This is a genomic window from Undibacterium sp. TJN19 (assembly GCF_049339485.1).
Taxonomy (GTDB): Bacteria; Pseudomonadota; Gammaproteobacteria; order Burkholderiales; family Burkholderiaceae_D; genus Undibacterium.
The window spans coordinates 148,387-163,494 of record NZ_JBMPPL010000011.1 but is presented as its reverse complement, the minus strand read 5'-3'; the positions used below and the strand labels follow the sequence as shown (position 1 = coordinate 163,494).

At 50.9% G+C, this 15,108-nt stretch carries 12 protein-coding genes and 1 tRNA gene; 6 read left to right on the top strand and 7 right to left on the bottom strand.

Features of this window, described 5'->3' with window-relative positions:
* Positions 1–321: 321 nt before the first annotated feature.
* The 3 genes from tauA to ACO0LH_RS23790 are packed head-to-tail and all read left to right on the top strand — an operon-like array spanning position 322 to position 3,007.
* Positions 322–1,320, top strand: a complete 999-nt coding sequence (gene tauA / locus ACO0LH_RS23800; RefSeq protein ID WP_422943628.1) for a taurine ABC transporter substrate-binding protein — start codon at positions 322–324, stop codon at positions 1,318–1,320.
* Positions 1,293–2,117, top strand: a complete 825-nt coding sequence (locus ACO0LH_RS23795; protein ID WP_422943627.1) for a taurine ABC transporter ATP-binding protein — start codon at positions 1,293–1,295, stop codon at positions 2,115–2,117. Before tauA ends, ACO0LH_RS23795 begins: the two co-directional genes overlap by 28 nt.
* A gap of 11 nt (positions 2,118–2,128) precedes the next feature.
* Positions 2,129–3,007: an ABC transporter permease subunit gene (locus ACO0LH_RS23790; RefSeq protein ID WP_422943626.1), complete on the top strand. Its 879-nt coding sequence runs from the start codon at positions 2,129–2,131 to the stop codon at positions 3,005–3,007.
* 143 nt (positions 3,008–3,150) lie between these two features.
* Here the strand turns inward: ACO0LH_RS23790 and ACO0LH_RS23785 are convergent.
* A tRNA-Ser gene (locus tag ACO0LH_RS23785) sits at positions 3,151–3,240 on the bottom strand.
* A gap of 332 nt (positions 3,241–3,572) precedes the next feature.
* On the opposite strand from ACO0LH_RS23785, the gene ACO0LH_RS23780 reads away from it, so the two are divergent.
* On the top strand, positions 3,573–5,354 hold the full coding sequence (locus tag ACO0LH_RS23780) for a GGDEF domain-containing protein (protein ID WP_422943652.1): 1,782 nt from the start codon (positions 3,573–3,575) through the stop codon (positions 5,352–5,354).
* A gap of 123 nt (positions 5,355–5,477) precedes the next feature.
* Here ACO0LH_RS23780 and serS read toward each other — a convergent pair whose 3' ends face one another.
* The 5 genes from serS to ACO0LH_RS23755 all read right to left on the bottom strand — a co-directional run bounded on the left by serS (position 5,478) and on the right by ACO0LH_RS23755 (position 12,745).
* The gene (gene serS, locus ACO0LH_RS23775) at positions 5,478–6,773 is read right to left on the bottom strand and encodes a serine--tRNA ligase (RefSeq protein WP_422943625.1); all 1,296 of its coding nucleotides are present in this window, start codon (positions 6,771–6,773) and stop codon (positions 5,478–5,480) included.
* 105 nt (positions 6,774–6,878) lie between these two features.
* Positions 6,879–8,321: a DUF4139 domain-containing protein gene (locus ACO0LH_RS23770; RefSeq protein ID WP_422943624.1), complete on the bottom strand. Its 1,443-nt coding sequence runs from the start codon at positions 8,319–8,321 to the stop codon at positions 6,879–6,881.
* Between the two features lie 92 nt (positions 8,322–8,413).
* Positions 8,414–9,712 (bottom strand): replication-associated recombination protein A, encoded by a 1,299-nt coding sequence (locus ACO0LH_RS23765; RefSeq protein ID WP_422943623.1) that lies wholly within the window; start codon positions 9,710–9,712, stop codon positions 8,414–8,416.
* Positions 9,713–9,717: 5 nt separating this feature from the next.
* Positions 9,718–10,365: an outer membrane lipoprotein chaperone LolA gene (gene lolA / locus ACO0LH_RS23760; RefSeq protein WP_422943622.1), complete on the bottom strand. Its 648-nt coding sequence runs from the start codon at positions 10,363–10,365 to the stop codon at positions 9,718–9,720.
* Between the two features lie 40 nt (positions 10,366–10,405).
* Positions 10,406–12,745, bottom strand: coding sequence for a DNA translocase FtsK (locus ACO0LH_RS23755; RefSeq protein WP_422943621.1), 2,340 nt, complete (start codon positions 12,743–12,745; stop codon positions 10,406–10,408).
* Positions 12,746–13,017: 272 nt separating this feature from the next.
* Between ACO0LH_RS23755 and trxB the strand changes: the two genes are divergently transcribed.
* Positions 13,018–13,962, top strand: a complete 945-nt coding sequence (trxB, locus tag ACO0LH_RS23750) for a thioredoxin-disulfide reductase (RefSeq protein ID WP_422943620.1) — start codon at positions 13,018–13,020, stop codon at positions 13,960–13,962.
* A 36-nt stretch (positions 13,963–13,998) separates the two neighbouring features.
* Positions 13,999–14,634 carry a Smr/MutS family protein gene (locus ACO0LH_RS23745; RefSeq protein WP_422943619.1) on the top strand — a complete coding sequence of 212 codons (636 nt, stop codon included), beginning with the start codon at positions 13,999–14,001 and terminating at the stop codon, positions 14,632–14,634.
* A 135-nt stretch (positions 14,635–14,769) separates the two neighbouring features.
* Here the strand turns inward: ACO0LH_RS23745 and ACO0LH_RS23740 are convergent, their stop codons facing one another.
* Complete coding sequence (locus ACO0LH_RS23740) at positions 14,770–15,108, bottom strand: P-II family nitrogen regulator (protein WP_110253085.1); 339 nt, start codon at positions 15,106–15,108, stop codon at positions 14,770–14,772.

Genomic DNA, 15,108 nt, shown 5'->3' with positions numbered 1-15,108 from the left:
GACGGATTGCGTTTGTCAGCTTGATCTGCCCGTATTCCAATTCTTCAGGAAGTTCTCTTCATATTATTTCCCTGAAAATTCCGGCTCTTTCAAAGAGGTGAAAGGCTTTAAGTTCTTTGAACAGTGCTGCATGTAGCAACACTTCATTTGCACGAAAGACCACGCAGACAATCTGCAGCAACTGGTCTGCACCGGTTGTCCCGTCATTGAATCGTATTTCCACGCATTCAACACCTGCATATTCTTAGTTGGAAAGATTCGTTTTGTCGCACAAAACTGCCCCATATACTGGGTCAACTTTCCACTTGCCCGTCAACATATATGAAAAAAAATCTGCATGCACTCGCCCTCGCCGCCAGCGTTTTCCTGATGGGTAACGCCGTCGCCGAAAACAAGGAAGTTGTCATCGCTTACCAGGACATGGTCGTGCCTTGGCGCTACGCCCAGGAAACGCAAAACCTGGAACAAAAGACCGGCTACAAAGTTACCTTTCGCAAACTGGCCAGTGGCGCTGACGTCATCCGGGCCCTGGCTTCCGGCTCTGTACAGATCGGCGAAGCAGGCTCAGCACCAATTGCCTCGGGCTTGTCGCAAGGCTTGAACATTCAGTTGTTCTGGATTTTGGATAACATCAATGACGCCGAAGCATTGGTGGTGCGCAATGGCAGCAATGTCAAATCGCTGGCTGATCTGAATGGCAAACGCATCGCAGTGCCTTTTGTGTCAACCTCACATTTCCATACCCTGCTGGCACTGGAACATGCCAAAGTTGATCCACGTGGCGTCAAAATCCTCAACTTGCGCCCACCAGAAATTGCCGCTGCATGGGAACGTGGCGATATTGACGCCACCTTTATCTGGGACCCGGTGCTGGCCAAAGTGAAGAAAACCGGAAAGACCTTGATCTCCTCTGGTGAGATCGCCAAACAGACCGGTACTGCAACCTTCGATGGCATAGTGGTCAACAAAGATTTCGCCAAGCAAAACGATACCTTCCTGACCGAACTGGTGAAGCTGCTGGCAGCCACAGATGCCGATTATCGCAACAACAAAGCGAACTGGAAAGTGGATACAGCACAGATCAAAGCCGTGGCCAAATGGTCCGGTGCTGATGCTGCTGAAGTCCCCGCCAGCCTGGCGCTGTATGAATTTCCGACTTTGCAGCAACAGGCATCAGCCCAGTGGCTGGGTGGCGGTGCTGCCAAATCTCTGGCTGCGACAGCGGCTTTCCTGAAAACCCAGGGCACTATTCAGACAGTCTTGCCGGACTACAGCACAGGAGTCAATGCCACATGGGTACGCAAAGCGGCAGCTCAATAAACCTGCCGGCCAGTCATAGCGGTGGCCGGCTTGACATACGCCGGCTCTCGGTACGCTTTGCCGGGGCTGGCACCGATGAGGCGCTGGCCTTGTCTGATGTCAGCCTGTCCATCGCACCTGGCGAATTCGTCGTCGCACTTGGCCCGTCGGGATGCGGCAAGACTACCCTGCTCAATTGCCTGGCCGGCTTTGTACAAGCCTCGGAGGGCAAAGTCATGCTCGATGATGTGGCGATTACGGGGCCTGGCCCCGATGTAGGCGTGGTGTTTCAAAAACATGCCTTAATGCCCTGGCTGAACGTACTTGACAATGTCGCGCTGGGATTGCGCTTTCGCGGCATGGCACTTGACCAGCGCAATGCCCTTGCCCTGGACAAGCTGCGCCTGGTCGGACTGGAACAATTTGCTTCAGCACCCGTCTATCAGCTTTCTGGTGGCATGCAACAACGTGTCGGGATTGCCCGTGCGCTGGCCAATAATCCCCGTGTACTGCTGATGGATGAACCCATGGGTGCGCTTGATGCCTTGACACGAGAGGCGATTCAGGAACTACTGCTCACGGTCTGGCAACGCAGTGGGAAAACCATTTTCTTCATTACCCACAGTGTGGAAGAAGCGCTTTTTCTGGGCACACGCGTGATAGTCATGTCGCCGCGTCCAGGCCGCATCGCCCATCAATTCGAGTTGCCATTTTCAGGCGACTATCTGGCCTCAGGTGATGCCCGCGCTGTCAAATCATCGCCTGAGTTCATTGCCTGGCGCGAGCGTTTGCTGCAACTTGTGCATCACACTGCCTGAACTATCTTCCTATGCCGCCATCATCCACATCCGTTGTAAACCCTGATAACGCTTATAAGAAACCTGCCAAGCGCGATGCAGAACCATTATTGCCATTAGCGAAAGTCTACCCGCGCCCAGGGAGTGGCAAAACCCTGGGCGTGACTATCGCCACCATCGTTATTCTGCTGCTAGGTTGGTGGGCCATTACCGCACGCGCCTGGATAGAACCCTTGTTCCTTCCGTCGCCTGCGGCGGTATGGCTTGCCGCTCAACAGGCCTGGAACGGCAACATACAGGGCGGGCTGCCCTTACTTCAGCATCTGGCCTGGAGCCTGGTACGCGTGTTTGGCGCATTTTTGCTTGCTGCCATTAGCGCCGTACCGTTAGGCTTGCTGATGGGCACCAACCGCATCGTGCGCGGCATTTTTGATCCATTGCTGGAATTCTATCGTCCACTGCCACCACTGGCCTATTTACCATTGATCGTGATCTGGTTCGGTATAGATGAGACTGCCAAGATATTGCTCATCTATCTGGCCTGTTTTGCACCTATCGCCGTCGCTACCCGCGCCGGTGTCATCAAGGTGGCGTCAGAACAATTGCATGCAGCGCTGTCGATGGGTGCAAGTCAGTGGCAACTATTACGCCATGTGATCTTGCCGGCAGCGCTGCCTGATATTCTGACAGGCTTGAGGATAGCCATCGGTTTCGGCTGGACTACCCTGGTCGCTGCTGAAATGGTGGCCGCCACGGCAGGCGTGGGGCAACTGGTCTTGAACGCCTCCAGTTTCCTGCGTACCGATATCGTGATCATGGGCATCATCCTCATCGGTATTGTGGCCTACCTGTTCGATCTGCTCATGCGTCGCCTTGAGCACAAACTGGTACCCTGGAAAGCACATAGTTAAAGCAACAGAAGAGCTATGTCCCAGACGTGCGTCGCAATCGATACCAATGATCCAGAAATGCGGATCAAATTTCAGTGTGAATGGCATGCTGGGAGCGACAGATAAAGAAAAAGCCCTTGATCATCAAGGGCTTTTTCACGTTCTGGCGGAGAGGGGGGGATTCGAACCCCCGATAGTATTGCTACTACGCCTGATTTCGAGTCAGGTACATTCAACCACTCTGCCACCTCTCCGGCTTTGATCGTTCGTCTTTACAACGAAGCCCACGATTATAGCAAAAAACTTGCCCAAATCAAAATTGAAGTTTTTTGCACGATTGGCAGCAAGCTAACACTCATCTTTCTCCTTCGTATAAAGACATGAAGATGTCATAAAGCAAGATTATATTGATCTGTCATGAGGCATCGTGGGTCATTGCGGCTGTGATGTGCGACGGTTATTAAAGTTTTCGGGATACGCAATAATGGAAAGTAGTTTAGCGGGGGATATTGTGGAACACCTGTCTCAGCAAAACCTGGCAGCAGAATATGGCATCAACAATCTGGCCACGCACGCAGATGTGCTGATGCGCTCACAATTGCAACGCATCATAGAGCAGCGTTTGCTGACAGCGCGTTTCCAGCCCATCGTGCAAATGCACAACGGCGATATCCTGGGTTATGAAGGCTTGATACGCGGGCCATCTGACAGCCCTCTGCACTCTCCTGTCAACCTGTTCAAAGCGGCCTGGGATAATAACCTGACGGTGAAAGTAGAGCATTTGTGCCGTCGTGTCGTGCTGGAACAATTTGCAGCGCAAAAACTGCCGGGCAAACTGTTTTTGAACGTCAGCCCTGAGTGCCTGCTCCAACGTGATGTCGTGCATGGTGAAACACTGGATTACATCCATGAATTAGGCATCAACCCGCAAAGGGTGATCATTGAGCTGACAGAATACCAGCCCACACATGATTATGCCCTGCTGTGCGAGGCAGTCATTCATTACCGTGAAATGGGTTTTGAAATTGCGATTGATGATCTGGGTGAAGGTTTTTCCAGTTTGCGTCTGTGGTCGGAGCTAAAACCTGATTACGTCAAGATAGACATGCACTTCATCCAGGGCATCGACCATGACCCGGTCAAGGCGCAATTCGTGCGGTCGATACAAAGCATTGCTGAAAAATCTGGTACACGCGTGATTGCCGAAGGCATAGAGACGCAGGCAGAACTACTGGCGGTACGTGACCTGGGTGTGGCCTGCGGGCAAGGCTATCATATTGCCCGCCCTCACCCGACACCGGCCCGTGCAGTATCAGCCGAGGTGGCGCGCACATTGACACCCAACCCGTATCAGGCAGCACGCCGCTCACCCACAACTTTCGAGCAGGCTGCATCGGTCGAAAAGATATTGAAGACACCACCAACGATTTCTTCACGCATGCTGAATAACCAGGTCGATGATATCTTCCTGCAAAACCCCAAACTACAAATTATCCCAGTGATTGATGATGGTGTACCGGTTGGCCTGATCAATCGCTACCATATGATCGACCGTTTTGCCCGGCCTTATCAGCGCGAACTGTATGGCAAGAAACCATGCACCGTCTTTATGGATGCGCACCCCGTCATCGTCGACAAAAATACCAGCATGCAGGATGTCAGCCATATCATTGTTGAAGCCGATCCCGATCACCTGATCAATGGCATCATCATTACGGATAATGGGCGCTATATAGGCATGGGTAGCGGGCCGGATCTGATGCGTGAAATTACGCAGATGCAGATCAATGCAGCACGTTATGCCAATCCGCTGACGCAATTGCCAGGCAACGTCCCTATCAATGAACACATTGATCAGTTACTTCAAAAAGAGCTGGCATTCTGCGCCTGTTATTGCGACCTTGATCACTTCAAGCCTTTCAATGATGTGTATGGCTACCGCCGCGGTGACGACATCATACAAATGACCAGTGAAGTGCTGAAAAAGCATTGTGACCCGCAACTGGATTTCATCGGACACATCGGCGGTGATGATTTCATCATCCTGTTTCGCAGTGAAGACTGGGAGATACGCTGTCAGGATATCTTGCACAGCTTTGCTATAGCCATCTATGATTTCTATAGCAACGAAGACCGCGAGCGCGGTGGTTACCTGAGTGAAGACCGTCAAGGCAAGAAAGTGTTTTACCCTCTGGTGAGCTTGTCTTTGGGGGTAGTGAGGTCACGCGTCAACAAATATTATTCGCATCACCAGATTTCCATAGCTGCGTCAGACGCAAAAAAACAGGCCAAGAAAATTCATGGCAACAGCCTGTTTGTTGACCGTCGTTCTGAGATGGATTTAACAGTCAAGCAATTGACTGCGTGATGCTGGCTTAGAGTTTGCCTTCAGTGTCTTGTTTAATCAAGTGATGAAGCCCGTCTTCAAATAAAACAAGCCGCATAGCGATTGCTGATGCGGCTTGTAACTATCATCTTGAAATCAGGGAAATTATGCGTTTGGCTGCAATTTCTCTATGCCACCCATGTAAGGACGCAAGGCTTCAGGGATATCAACGGAGCCATCTGCCTGCTGATAGTTTTCCAGCACAGCGACCAGCGTGCGGCCAACTGCCAGCGCTGAACCATTGAGTGTGTGCACGAGTTCTGGCTTGCCCTGGGCATTACGGAAACGCGCCTGCATCCGACGCGCCTGGAAATCAGACATATTCGATATGGAGGAAATTTCGCGGTAAGTGTTTTGAGCTGGCAGCCACACTTCCAGATCGAAAGTTTTGGTTGCACCAAAACCCATGTCGCCTGTACACAGGCTCAGCACACGGTAAGGCAAGCCCAGTTTCTTCAATACGGCTTCTGCATGGCCCACCATTTCATCCAGCGCATCCATGGATTTTTCCGGATGAACGATCTGAACCATCTCTACTTTATCGAACTGATGCTGACGTATCATGCCGCGTGTATCGCGCCCTGCACTACCCGCTTCTGAGCGGAAGCAAGGCGTATGAGCTGTCATTTTCAAGGGCAATACATCGGCGGATAAAATTTCATCGCGTACGGTATTGGTCAGGGACACCTCAGATGTCGGTATCAGGTACATCATTTCGCCCGTACCATCTTGCCCACCCTTTTTAACGGCAAACAAGTCTTCTTCAAATTTTGGCAACTGGCCGGTACCACGCATGGAATCGGCATTCACCATATAGGGTGTATAAAATTCAGTGTAACCATGTTCCAGCGTCTGCATATCCAGCATGAACTGCGCCAGTGCACGATGCAGGCGCGCCATGCCGCCCTTCATCACAGAAAAACGTGAACCTGTCAGCTTTACTGCGGTTTCAAAATCCAGGCCAAGTGCAGAGCCGATATCAACATGGTCCTTGATTGCAAAATCAAAACTGCGTGGTGTGCCGACTTTGCGCACTTCCACGTTACCGCTTTCATCAACACCAACTGCGACAGATTCATGCGGTACATTTGGTATGGTTTGCAAGAAAGCTGTCATTCTTGTTTGCACGTCCGACAGATGCACTTCAGATGCCTTCAGTTCATCACCAATGCCACCCACTTCAGCCATTATTGCGGATGCATCTTCGCCTTTGCCTTTCAATATACCGATTTGCTTGGACAGGGTATTACGCTTGCCTTGCAATTCTTCGGTACGGGACTGGATTTGCTTGCGTTCAGCCTCAAGCGCATTGAAGCTCGCAACGTCCAGCTGAAATTTACGGGTTTCCAGACGCGCTGCCGCGCTGGCGATGTCTTTACGCAGTAGTTGAATATCTATCATGATGTTATTGCAGGTCTTATAAACGAATCACGTATTGTATCAAGGGAGCGGCATTTCCCCTATTTTTAGCAAACAGGGAAGATGCAAGCAGAGAAAAATATAAAATTAATAACGCACCTGGCTGCGATAAACTAGTTTGGTGCTACCTTCTGCGGGTACCGTGATTTTCCAGACGGCGGTATTGCTCGCGCCCTTGACATAAGGGTGGCTGGTGCTTAACACTTCCCAATCGCCCGGCATGGGTTCTTGCACGGTCACTACCACGGCTTCTTTCTTGGCATTCTTCAACACGACCTCATAAGCGCTTTCAAATGCATAATTGTATTTGCCACCAGCAGCCAATTTTTTGAAATCAGTCTGTTTTTTATCGGCAGTCACGTCAAATGCTTCACCCAGCTTGAGGCGGACTTTTTCATTTTTGGGTGTGTGATCAACGCTGTCTTCACCGATGAACTGGGCATTGCCAGCGCCATCTTTTTTGTAGACACGGATCACACCTTTTGGCAGAGGCATGCCCAGATGTGCGCTTTCCTTGTTTTCAAACTCAACAAAGACGGCGATTTTCATTTTTTGGCCGAGATCACCATAGCTGCTCTGGTAATAATAATCACTGCCTGCCAATAACAGTTCCTTGCGAGCTGGTACGCCTGTTGCAGTCAGCAAGGCGACTTGCTTGGTCTGGTTTTCAGCGATGGTGGTTGGGCGGTCCAGTGTGTACAAGTGATATTCAAACAAGGACTCTTCTGCCATTGCCTCTTTTTTCATCAGTGCTTTGGGAGCCGGAGAATACTGTATGTTGCTACCCGTTATCTGGATTCTTTGCTTGACCTGGTTAACATCGCCCGCCACCAGTTGCAGCTTTGCATTGCGGTAAGTGGTGCCACTGGTATTACCTAAAGTCACCCAGCCAGAAATATCAAGTTTATCATCGCCGGCATTGAGTTCAACCACATAATCTGCCTTCCATGACAGGCCGCCAGTCAGGTAGCTGAGCTCTACATCTTGCTGTTGCGCGCCGTTATTATCCAGTGCCATGACCAAAGTGGGCCTGTCGCGCAAATTGACTGGCACATCTGGATACACCAGTCGACCTGGCATGCCGGTTTCTATGCGATCCCCTATTTTCAATACCACGCCGTTGTTGGCTGACAAGACTTGTGCAGTCTCTGTCGTTTCAGCACCGGTAGCCGGATTGGTACGGATGACATTGATATTGCGGCCTACATATTTCTCCAGCAATTTCTGTGGCGTCAGCAAATCAAAATTAAAATTTTGCTCAAGCACCGACAAGCTACCGGGTGCTGACAAACTGCGCAGCAATGCAGTCTCTGGCCGCATTTTTCCACTGACATCACGAAATGCCAGATCAAAGACACCACGTTTCAATTGCAGTTTGCGCTGGTCTTTAATCAATGCCAGGTTTTCGTTATAAATGGTCACTGCCACTTCTTTCTGGTCTGACAAAGTGCTGCGCTGTTCTTCAGTTTGTGCGTATGCACTGCCCACCAGGGACAACAGCAAACCACTGACGGCAAAGGTCTTTTGCATGATTTTCCTTGATAAAGAAATGTTGAAATAAGGTTCGATACCCGATGTACCCTGCTCTATAAGGCAAATATGCCCGGCATACCTTGCTGGTGTTACGATGCTTCGTCGTCCAGACTACGTAAATATGCTAGCTTTTCTGCGATCTTGATTTCCAGCCCACGCGGCACCGGCTTATACCAGGATTCACCTTCGAGGCCTTCAGGCAGATAAGTTTCGCCTGCGGCATAGGCATCTGGCTCATCATGCGCGTAGCGGTACAATTTGCCATAGCCAAGTTCTTTCATGAGCTTGGTGGGGGCATTGCGCAAATGTTCGGGCACGATACGCGATTTGTCTTTGGCGATCACGGCCCTGACGGCGTTATAGGCTTTATAAACAGCATTCGATTTAGCTGCACAAGCCAGGTAAATAACGGCCTCAGCCAATGCCAGCTCACCTTCTGGCGAACCCAGTCTTTCATAGACTTCTGCCGCATCCAGCGTAATGCGCAAGGCACGCGGGTCAGCCAGACCAATATCTTCGGATGCCATGCGTACGATGCGTCTGGCCATGTAGCGCGGGTCAGCACCACCATCAAGCATGCGCACCAACCAATATAAGGCCGCATCAGGGTTGGAGCCACGTACCGATTTATGCAAGGCAGAAATCTGGTCATAAAAGGCGTCACCACCCTTGTCAAAACGACGTAGGGCATCTCCCAGACATTCGCCCAGCAAACCCTGGTCTACGGTATCTAGATGCTTGGCAACTGCTGCATGAGCAACAATGTCCAGGTTATTCAGCAGCTTGCGGCCATCACCATCAGCACTCGATACCAGGCTGGACATGGCTTCTGAAGTGAGCTTCAGGCCATCAAGTTCACGCTCACAGGCACGCTCCACCATCAGCGCAAGGTCTTCATCTGTCAGCGATTTAAGTACATACACAGAAGCGCGCGACAGCAAAGCGCTGTTCACTTCAAATGAAGGGTTTTCAGTGGTGGCGCCGATAAAGGTGAACAAGCCGCTTTCCACATGCGGCAAAAATGCATCTTGCTGGCTCTTGTTGAAACGATGCACTTCATCGACGAATAATATCGTGCGTCTTTGTGAAGTCGCCTGCAGTATCTGCGCACGCTCCACCGCTTCGCGTATGTCCTTGATCCCGGATAACACTGCTGACAGGGCAATAAATTCACAAAGGAAGGCATCTGCCATGAGCCTTGCCAGCGTGGTCTTGCCCACGCCGGGTGGCCCCCACAAGATCATGGAATGCGGCTGACCTGACTGAAACGCCACCCGCAGCGGCTTGCCTTCACCCAGTATGTGCTGTTGACCGATGACATCATCCAGTGTGGCAGGACGCATGCGTTCTGCCAGTGGAGCAGGTTTCTTGCGCGATGTATTGAGCATCGTCATTATTGACGGAACACATCTGCCCCGGCAGGCACGACAAACTTGAACTGGTCAGGCTTTAAGGCAGGATTTTTTTCCAGGTTTTTCAGCGTCAGCAGCGAAACCTGGCCAAAATTATCGCGCAACTCCAGGGCTACGGGCACCCCATCTTTCATGCCTATGCCTATATGTTCGAATTGGCTGTCCTTGGCCTTGGCAACTGCCTCCAGCCATTCCAGGCCCTGCTTGTTGCCAACTTCCTTGAAACTGAAGTTCTTGTCCAGATCTGCCGCACCGGCGCTGCCAAACAGGATCGCTGCCGGACTGGAACCCAGGGCATTGCCCAACTCACGTATGGTCACCTGATTCAAGTCCTTATCATAGATATACAACTTGTCGCCATCTGCCTGCAATATCTGTTCATAAGGCTTGGTATAGGCCCAGATAAATTTACCAGGGCGGGCAAAAATAAAATTGCCATTGGCTGTTTTGCTGATCTTGGCGCTGCCATCCACCATCTTGACTTGCTGCTGAATGAATTCACCTTTGGCGCTTTTATTATTGGTGACAAAAGATTTGAATTGCTCCACAGCAGAGGCAGCAGCAAGCGCAGGCGTTAAGGCCAGGGCGATGATGCAGGCAGCTACTTTAGTGGCTAAATAGTTTTGCATAGGTTGTGGCTTATGGTTTTGCTTATTCACTGAGAACTTCCTATTCTGTATTTCCTGCTGGTACCAGTATTTCCCGATTGCCGTTAGATTGCATGGTAGATACGACACCACTCTGTTCCATTTGTTCCAGCAAGCGGGCGGCGCGATTGTAGCCTATGCGCAGATGCCTTTGCACCAGTGAAATCGATGCACGGCGGTTTTTAAGCACGATGGCAACAGCCTGGTCGTACAACGCGTCAGCTTCACCACTACCACTTGCGGCAGCACCGTCAGCGCCTGCTTCACCGCCCTCTTCCAGCGTACCGCCTTCGAGTATGCCTTCAATATAATTTGGTTCGCCCTGCGCTTTCAAATGTTCAACCACGCGATGCACTTCTTCATCCGATACAAAAGCGCCATGAACGCGTATGGGCAAACCTGTACCAGGGGGCATATACAGCATATCACCCATGCCGAGCAAGGCTTCTGCACCCATCTGATCAAGGATGGTGCGTGAATCAATCTTGCTGCTGACCTGGAAGGCAATACGCGTCGGTATATTGGCCTTGATCAAGCCGGTAATGACATCGACCGATGGTCTTTGTGTTGCCAGTATCAAATGTATGCCTGCAGCCCGTGCTTTTTGGGCAATACGTGCAATCAGTTCTTCTACCTTCTTGCCAACTACCATCATCAAATCTGCCAGCTCATCAATAATAATGACGATGGTTGGCAGTTTTTCAAGGGGCTCAGGTGCATCAGGTGTCAAACTGAAGGGATTGGGGATATGTATTTCCTTGCGCGTGGCTTCGGCAATCTTGGTGTTATAACCGGCCAGATTGCGCACACCCAGCTTGGACATCAGCTTATAGCGCCTTTCCATCTCACCTACAGCCCAATTCAATGCATGACCTGCCTGACGCATATCGGTCACCACAGGTGCCAGCAAATGCGGGATACCTTCATACACCGACATTTCCAGCATTTTTGGGTCAATCAAGATCATGCGTACATCATTCGGGTCAGACTTGTACAGCAATGACAAAATCGTCGCGTTGATACCGACAGACTTACCAGAGCCGGTCGTACCTGCCACCAGCAAATGTGGCATTTTTGCCAGATCAGCACAGATAGGGTGACCGGCAATATCCTTGCCCAACGCGACCGTCAAGCTCGATGAACTGTCGTTATACACCTTGGAACCAAGAATTTCTGTCAAACGTACGATCTGGCGTTTTGGGTTGGGTAATTCCAGGCCCATGAAATTCTTGCCTGGTATGGTTTCTACCACACGTATGGACGTCAGCGACAACGACCTTGCCAGATCACGGGCGAGATTGACGATCTGGCTGCCCTTCACACCAGTCGCTGGCTCAATTTCGTAGCGTGTAATGACGGGACCAGGGTAAGCTGCAACTACTTTGGCATCGACACCAAAATCAGATAGTTTTTTCTCTATCAGGCGGCTGGTGAATTCCAGGGTTTGCACACTGACAGTTTCTTGCACCGGCGGTGGTTCATCGAGTAAAGAAAGCGGTGGTAAATTGGTATCTGGCAATTCATTAAACAGCGACACCTGCTTTTCTTTTTCCACGCGTTCGGAACGCTGTACCGCAACCACCTGCGGCTCTATGCGTATCGGCGTCGCCTCAACGATTTTGGCGCGTTCCTGCACAACCACTTCTTCGCGCTTCACGGCAGCAGTCTGGCCTACACGCCTGTCGGCTGCGTCTGCCTGTTTGCTGCGAACGAAAACAAATGCGAATTCAATACCGCTGCCTATGCGTTCGGCAATGGTCAACCATGATACGTGGAAGTAAAGGCTGATACCCAATGCCATCATCAGCAGCAACAATAATGTTGAACCAGTGGAACCGAGCGAAGAAAAAGCCAGATTGCCAATCAAATCACCCAATACACCACCAGGCTGGAGCGGCAACGCCACCTTCAGACTATGCATGCGCAGATATTCAAGACCCATGCTGCCTGCCAGTAACAAGCCAAAACCCACCGATTGAATCAGGATATCGGGAAAACCTTCCTCTACTTCCGGTTCTGGGTTGAGCTGGGTCTTTTGCGAAAGTTTGCGGTAAGACTGCCAGACCTTGCGGCTGGCGGCAATACACCACCACCATGCTGAAATGCCAAAGACATAAAACAGCACATCGGCCAGCCAGGCACCCAGCTTGCCGGCCACATTGTGTATTTTGGGCACTTCGCCTGCACGCGACCAGGCAGGATCAAGTTTTGAATAACTTGCCAGTATCATGACAAGGCAGACGCAAAATGCCGCCAGCACTATCCATCGCGCTTCCATGAGCAAGACCACAAACCGGTTTGGCGGCGCGGGGGGCGGCGCAGTTTTATTGCTTCGTGTGTAGGCTTCGTTACTAGTAGTCATAAAACTGGAGAAACTCTCATTCGGACAGCCATTACAGCCATTAAAAACTGACAAGATAGCATGATAGCGTGTGTGCGCCAAACAAGTGCACTGTAACAATTGCAACTGAAATGCCAGTCGGCGGCCTCACGGCTGATCAGAGGATAGTCTATAATTTATGCCTGACTCTGGATAGCGATGCAAAATAGTCAAAAAACTTGAAATTTGCATGAAAAACGCCATCTTTATGCTGTCCAGCTAGCTTCTCGATCAACTTTTTATCAGGTCTACTCATGTCTACTCCCAAACACGCTCACGTATTGATACTTGGCTCTGGCCCGGCAGGCTATTCAGCCGCCGTGTATGCCGCACGCGCCAATCTGAAACCGGTGCTGATCACTGGTGTGGAGCAAGGCGGACAATTGATGACGACTACAGACGTGGAAAACTGGCCTGCCGACCCTATGGGCGTGCAAGGCCCGGAACTGATGCAACGCTTTCTGCAACATGCAGAACGCTTCAATACCGAAATCATTTTTGACTACATCCATACCGCCAAACTCAATGAAAAGCCAATTCGCCTGATCGGCGACCAGGCTGAATACACCTGTGATTCCCTGATCATTGCAACAGGTGCCTCTGCCCAATATCTGGGCTTGCCTTCTGAACAGGCTTTCATGGGCAAAGGCGTGTCCGCCTGCGCGACTTGTGATGGCTTCTTTTATCGCGGCAAGGAAGTAGCGGTCGTGGGTGGTGGCAATACAGCAGTGGAAGAAGCACTGTACCTGTCAAATATCGCCAGCAAGGTGACTGTGATTCACAGACGCGACAAATTCCGCGCAGAAGCCATACTGATTGACCGCCTGATGGCCAAAGTCGCCGAAGGCAAGATAGAGGTGAAATGGAATCATACGCTTGACGAAGTCATTGGTGACGAATCTGGTGTCACTGGCATCCATGTCAAATCTGCCGACGGAGCGATCACGCCAATCACCCTGCATGGCGTTTTCATTGCAATTGGCCATAAGCCCAATACCAGTATTTTTGAAGGCCAGTTGGAAATGCACAATGGCTATATCAAAACCCGCACTGGCACCGAAGGCATGGCAACTGCCACTAATGTACCGGGCGTGTTTGCCGCTGGTGATGTGCAGGACCATGTTTATCGTCAGGCGATCACGAGTGCAGGCACTGGCTGTATGGCAGCGCTGGATGCGCAGCGCTTCCTGGAAGAATAAGCAGGTAAATAAGCAAAAACAACAAAGAAAGCCGGCATGTCGTCCTTCAAAAGTCTGGCTGACCTGAAATCCGTAGGTCAGCAATTAAAACAACAACAAGAAATCAGGCAGCGTGCTGAAGCAGAACGCCTGGAACGTGAAAAGAAAGCCAAAGCAGAGGCGAATATTTTCCGTTCCAGTGTGGGTACGGTTGAGCCTTTGAAAGCCGCAGTCAAACACCATCCGGCACCGGCACGTATAGACCCCCTGCCCTTTCAGCATCTGGCAGACGAACAGGCCGCATTGCAAGAGTCTTTATCAGATGAGTTTGATGCCGATTCTCTGCTGGAAACCGATGAAAACCTCAGCTACACACGCTCAGGCGTTGGTCAGGATGTCGTCAGGAAATTGCGTAAGGGCCATTGGGTCATACAGGCACAGCTGGATCTGCACGGCTTGCGCCGCGACCAGGCCAGGGATAGCCTGGGAGAATTTCTGCGCAAGTGCATGCGCAACGGCACACGTTGCGTACGCATCATCCACGGCAAGGGTCTGGGATCAGTCAACAAGGAGCCAGTACTCAAACAAAAAGTACGGAACTGGCTGATACAAAAAGATGAAGTGCTGGCCTTTAGCCAGGCCACCGCCGCAGACGGCGGCTCTGGCGCATTGATCGTATTGCTGAAAGCCTGATAGCCTGGCAATCCATATTTAAAGTAGAGGGTAAGCGTAGCGAGCGATCTTAGTTCAGATAAGAAGTGAAGAATTCTCAAAAAACTGCCCGCTAAAAGCAAGATCGCGCAGTAGCTTGGTCACTGCTTTACATCTTTAAACGGCATCGGGGCCGGTCTCGCCCGTTCTTATACGAATAACCTGCTCCACATTCTGCACAAAAATCTTGCCGTCGCCGATTTTTCCTGTGTGTGCTGCCTTGATGATGGCATCAACGACGTTGTCGGCGATCTTGTCATCGACGACCACTTCCACCTTGATCTTGGGTAAGAAGTCCACGACATACTCGGCACCACGATATAACTCGGTATGTCCTTTCTGACGGCCAAAGCCTTTTACTTCCACCACGGTCAAGCCTGTCACACCGACATCGGCCAGAGCTTCCCGTACCTCATCGAGTTTGAATGGTTTGATAATCGCTGTAATTTGTTTCAT

What these genes read in the sequence shown, in the direction of transcription:
- tauA (WP_422943628.1), top strand. Translation starts at nt 322, where the DNA reads ATGAAAAAAAATCTGCATGCACTCGCCCTCGCCGCCAGCGTTTTCCTG.
- ACO0LH_RS23795 (WP_422943627.1), top strand. Translation starts at nt 1,293, where the DNA reads ATGGGTACGCAAAGCGGCAGCTCAATAAACCTGCCGGCCAGTCATAGC.
- ACO0LH_RS23790 (WP_422943626.1), top strand. Translation starts at nt 2,129, where the DNA reads ATGCCGCCATCATCCACATCCGTTGTAAACCCTGATAACGCTTATAAG.
- ACO0LH_RS23780 (WP_422943652.1), top strand. Translation starts at nt 3,573, where the DNA reads ATGCGCTCACAATTGCAACGCATCATAGAGCAGCGTTTGCTGACAGCG.
- serS (WP_422943625.1), bottom strand. Translation starts at nt 6,773, where the DNA reads ATGATAGATATTCAACTACTGCGTAAAGACATCGCCAGCGCGGCAGCG.
- ACO0LH_RS23770 (WP_422943624.1), bottom strand. Translation starts at nt 8,321, where the DNA reads ATGCAAAAGACCTTTGCCGTCAGTGGTTTGCTGTTGTCCCTGGTGGGC.
- ACO0LH_RS23765 (WP_422943623.1), bottom strand. Translation starts at nt 9,712, where the DNA reads ATGCTCAATACATCGCGCAAGAAACCTGCTCCACTGGCAGAACGCATG.
- lolA (WP_422943622.1), bottom strand. Translation starts at nt 10,365, where the DNA reads ATGCAAAACTATTTAGCCACTAAAGTAGCTGCCTGCATCATCGCCCTG.
- ACO0LH_RS23755 (WP_422943621.1), bottom strand. Translation starts at nt 12,745, where the DNA reads ATGACTACTAGTAACGAAGCCTACACACGAAGCAATAAAACTGCGCCG.
- trxB (WP_422943620.1), top strand. Translation starts at nt 13,018, where the DNA reads ATGTCTACTCCCAAACACGCTCACGTATTGATACTTGGCTCTGGCCCG.
- ACO0LH_RS23745 (WP_422943619.1), top strand. Translation starts at nt 13,999, where the DNA reads ATGTCGTCCTTCAAAAGTCTGGCTGACCTGAAATCCGTAGGTCAGCAA.
- ACO0LH_RS23740 (WP_110253085.1), bottom strand. Translation starts at nt 15,108, where the DNA reads ATGAAACAAATTACAGCGATTATCAAACCATTCAAACTCGATGAGGTA.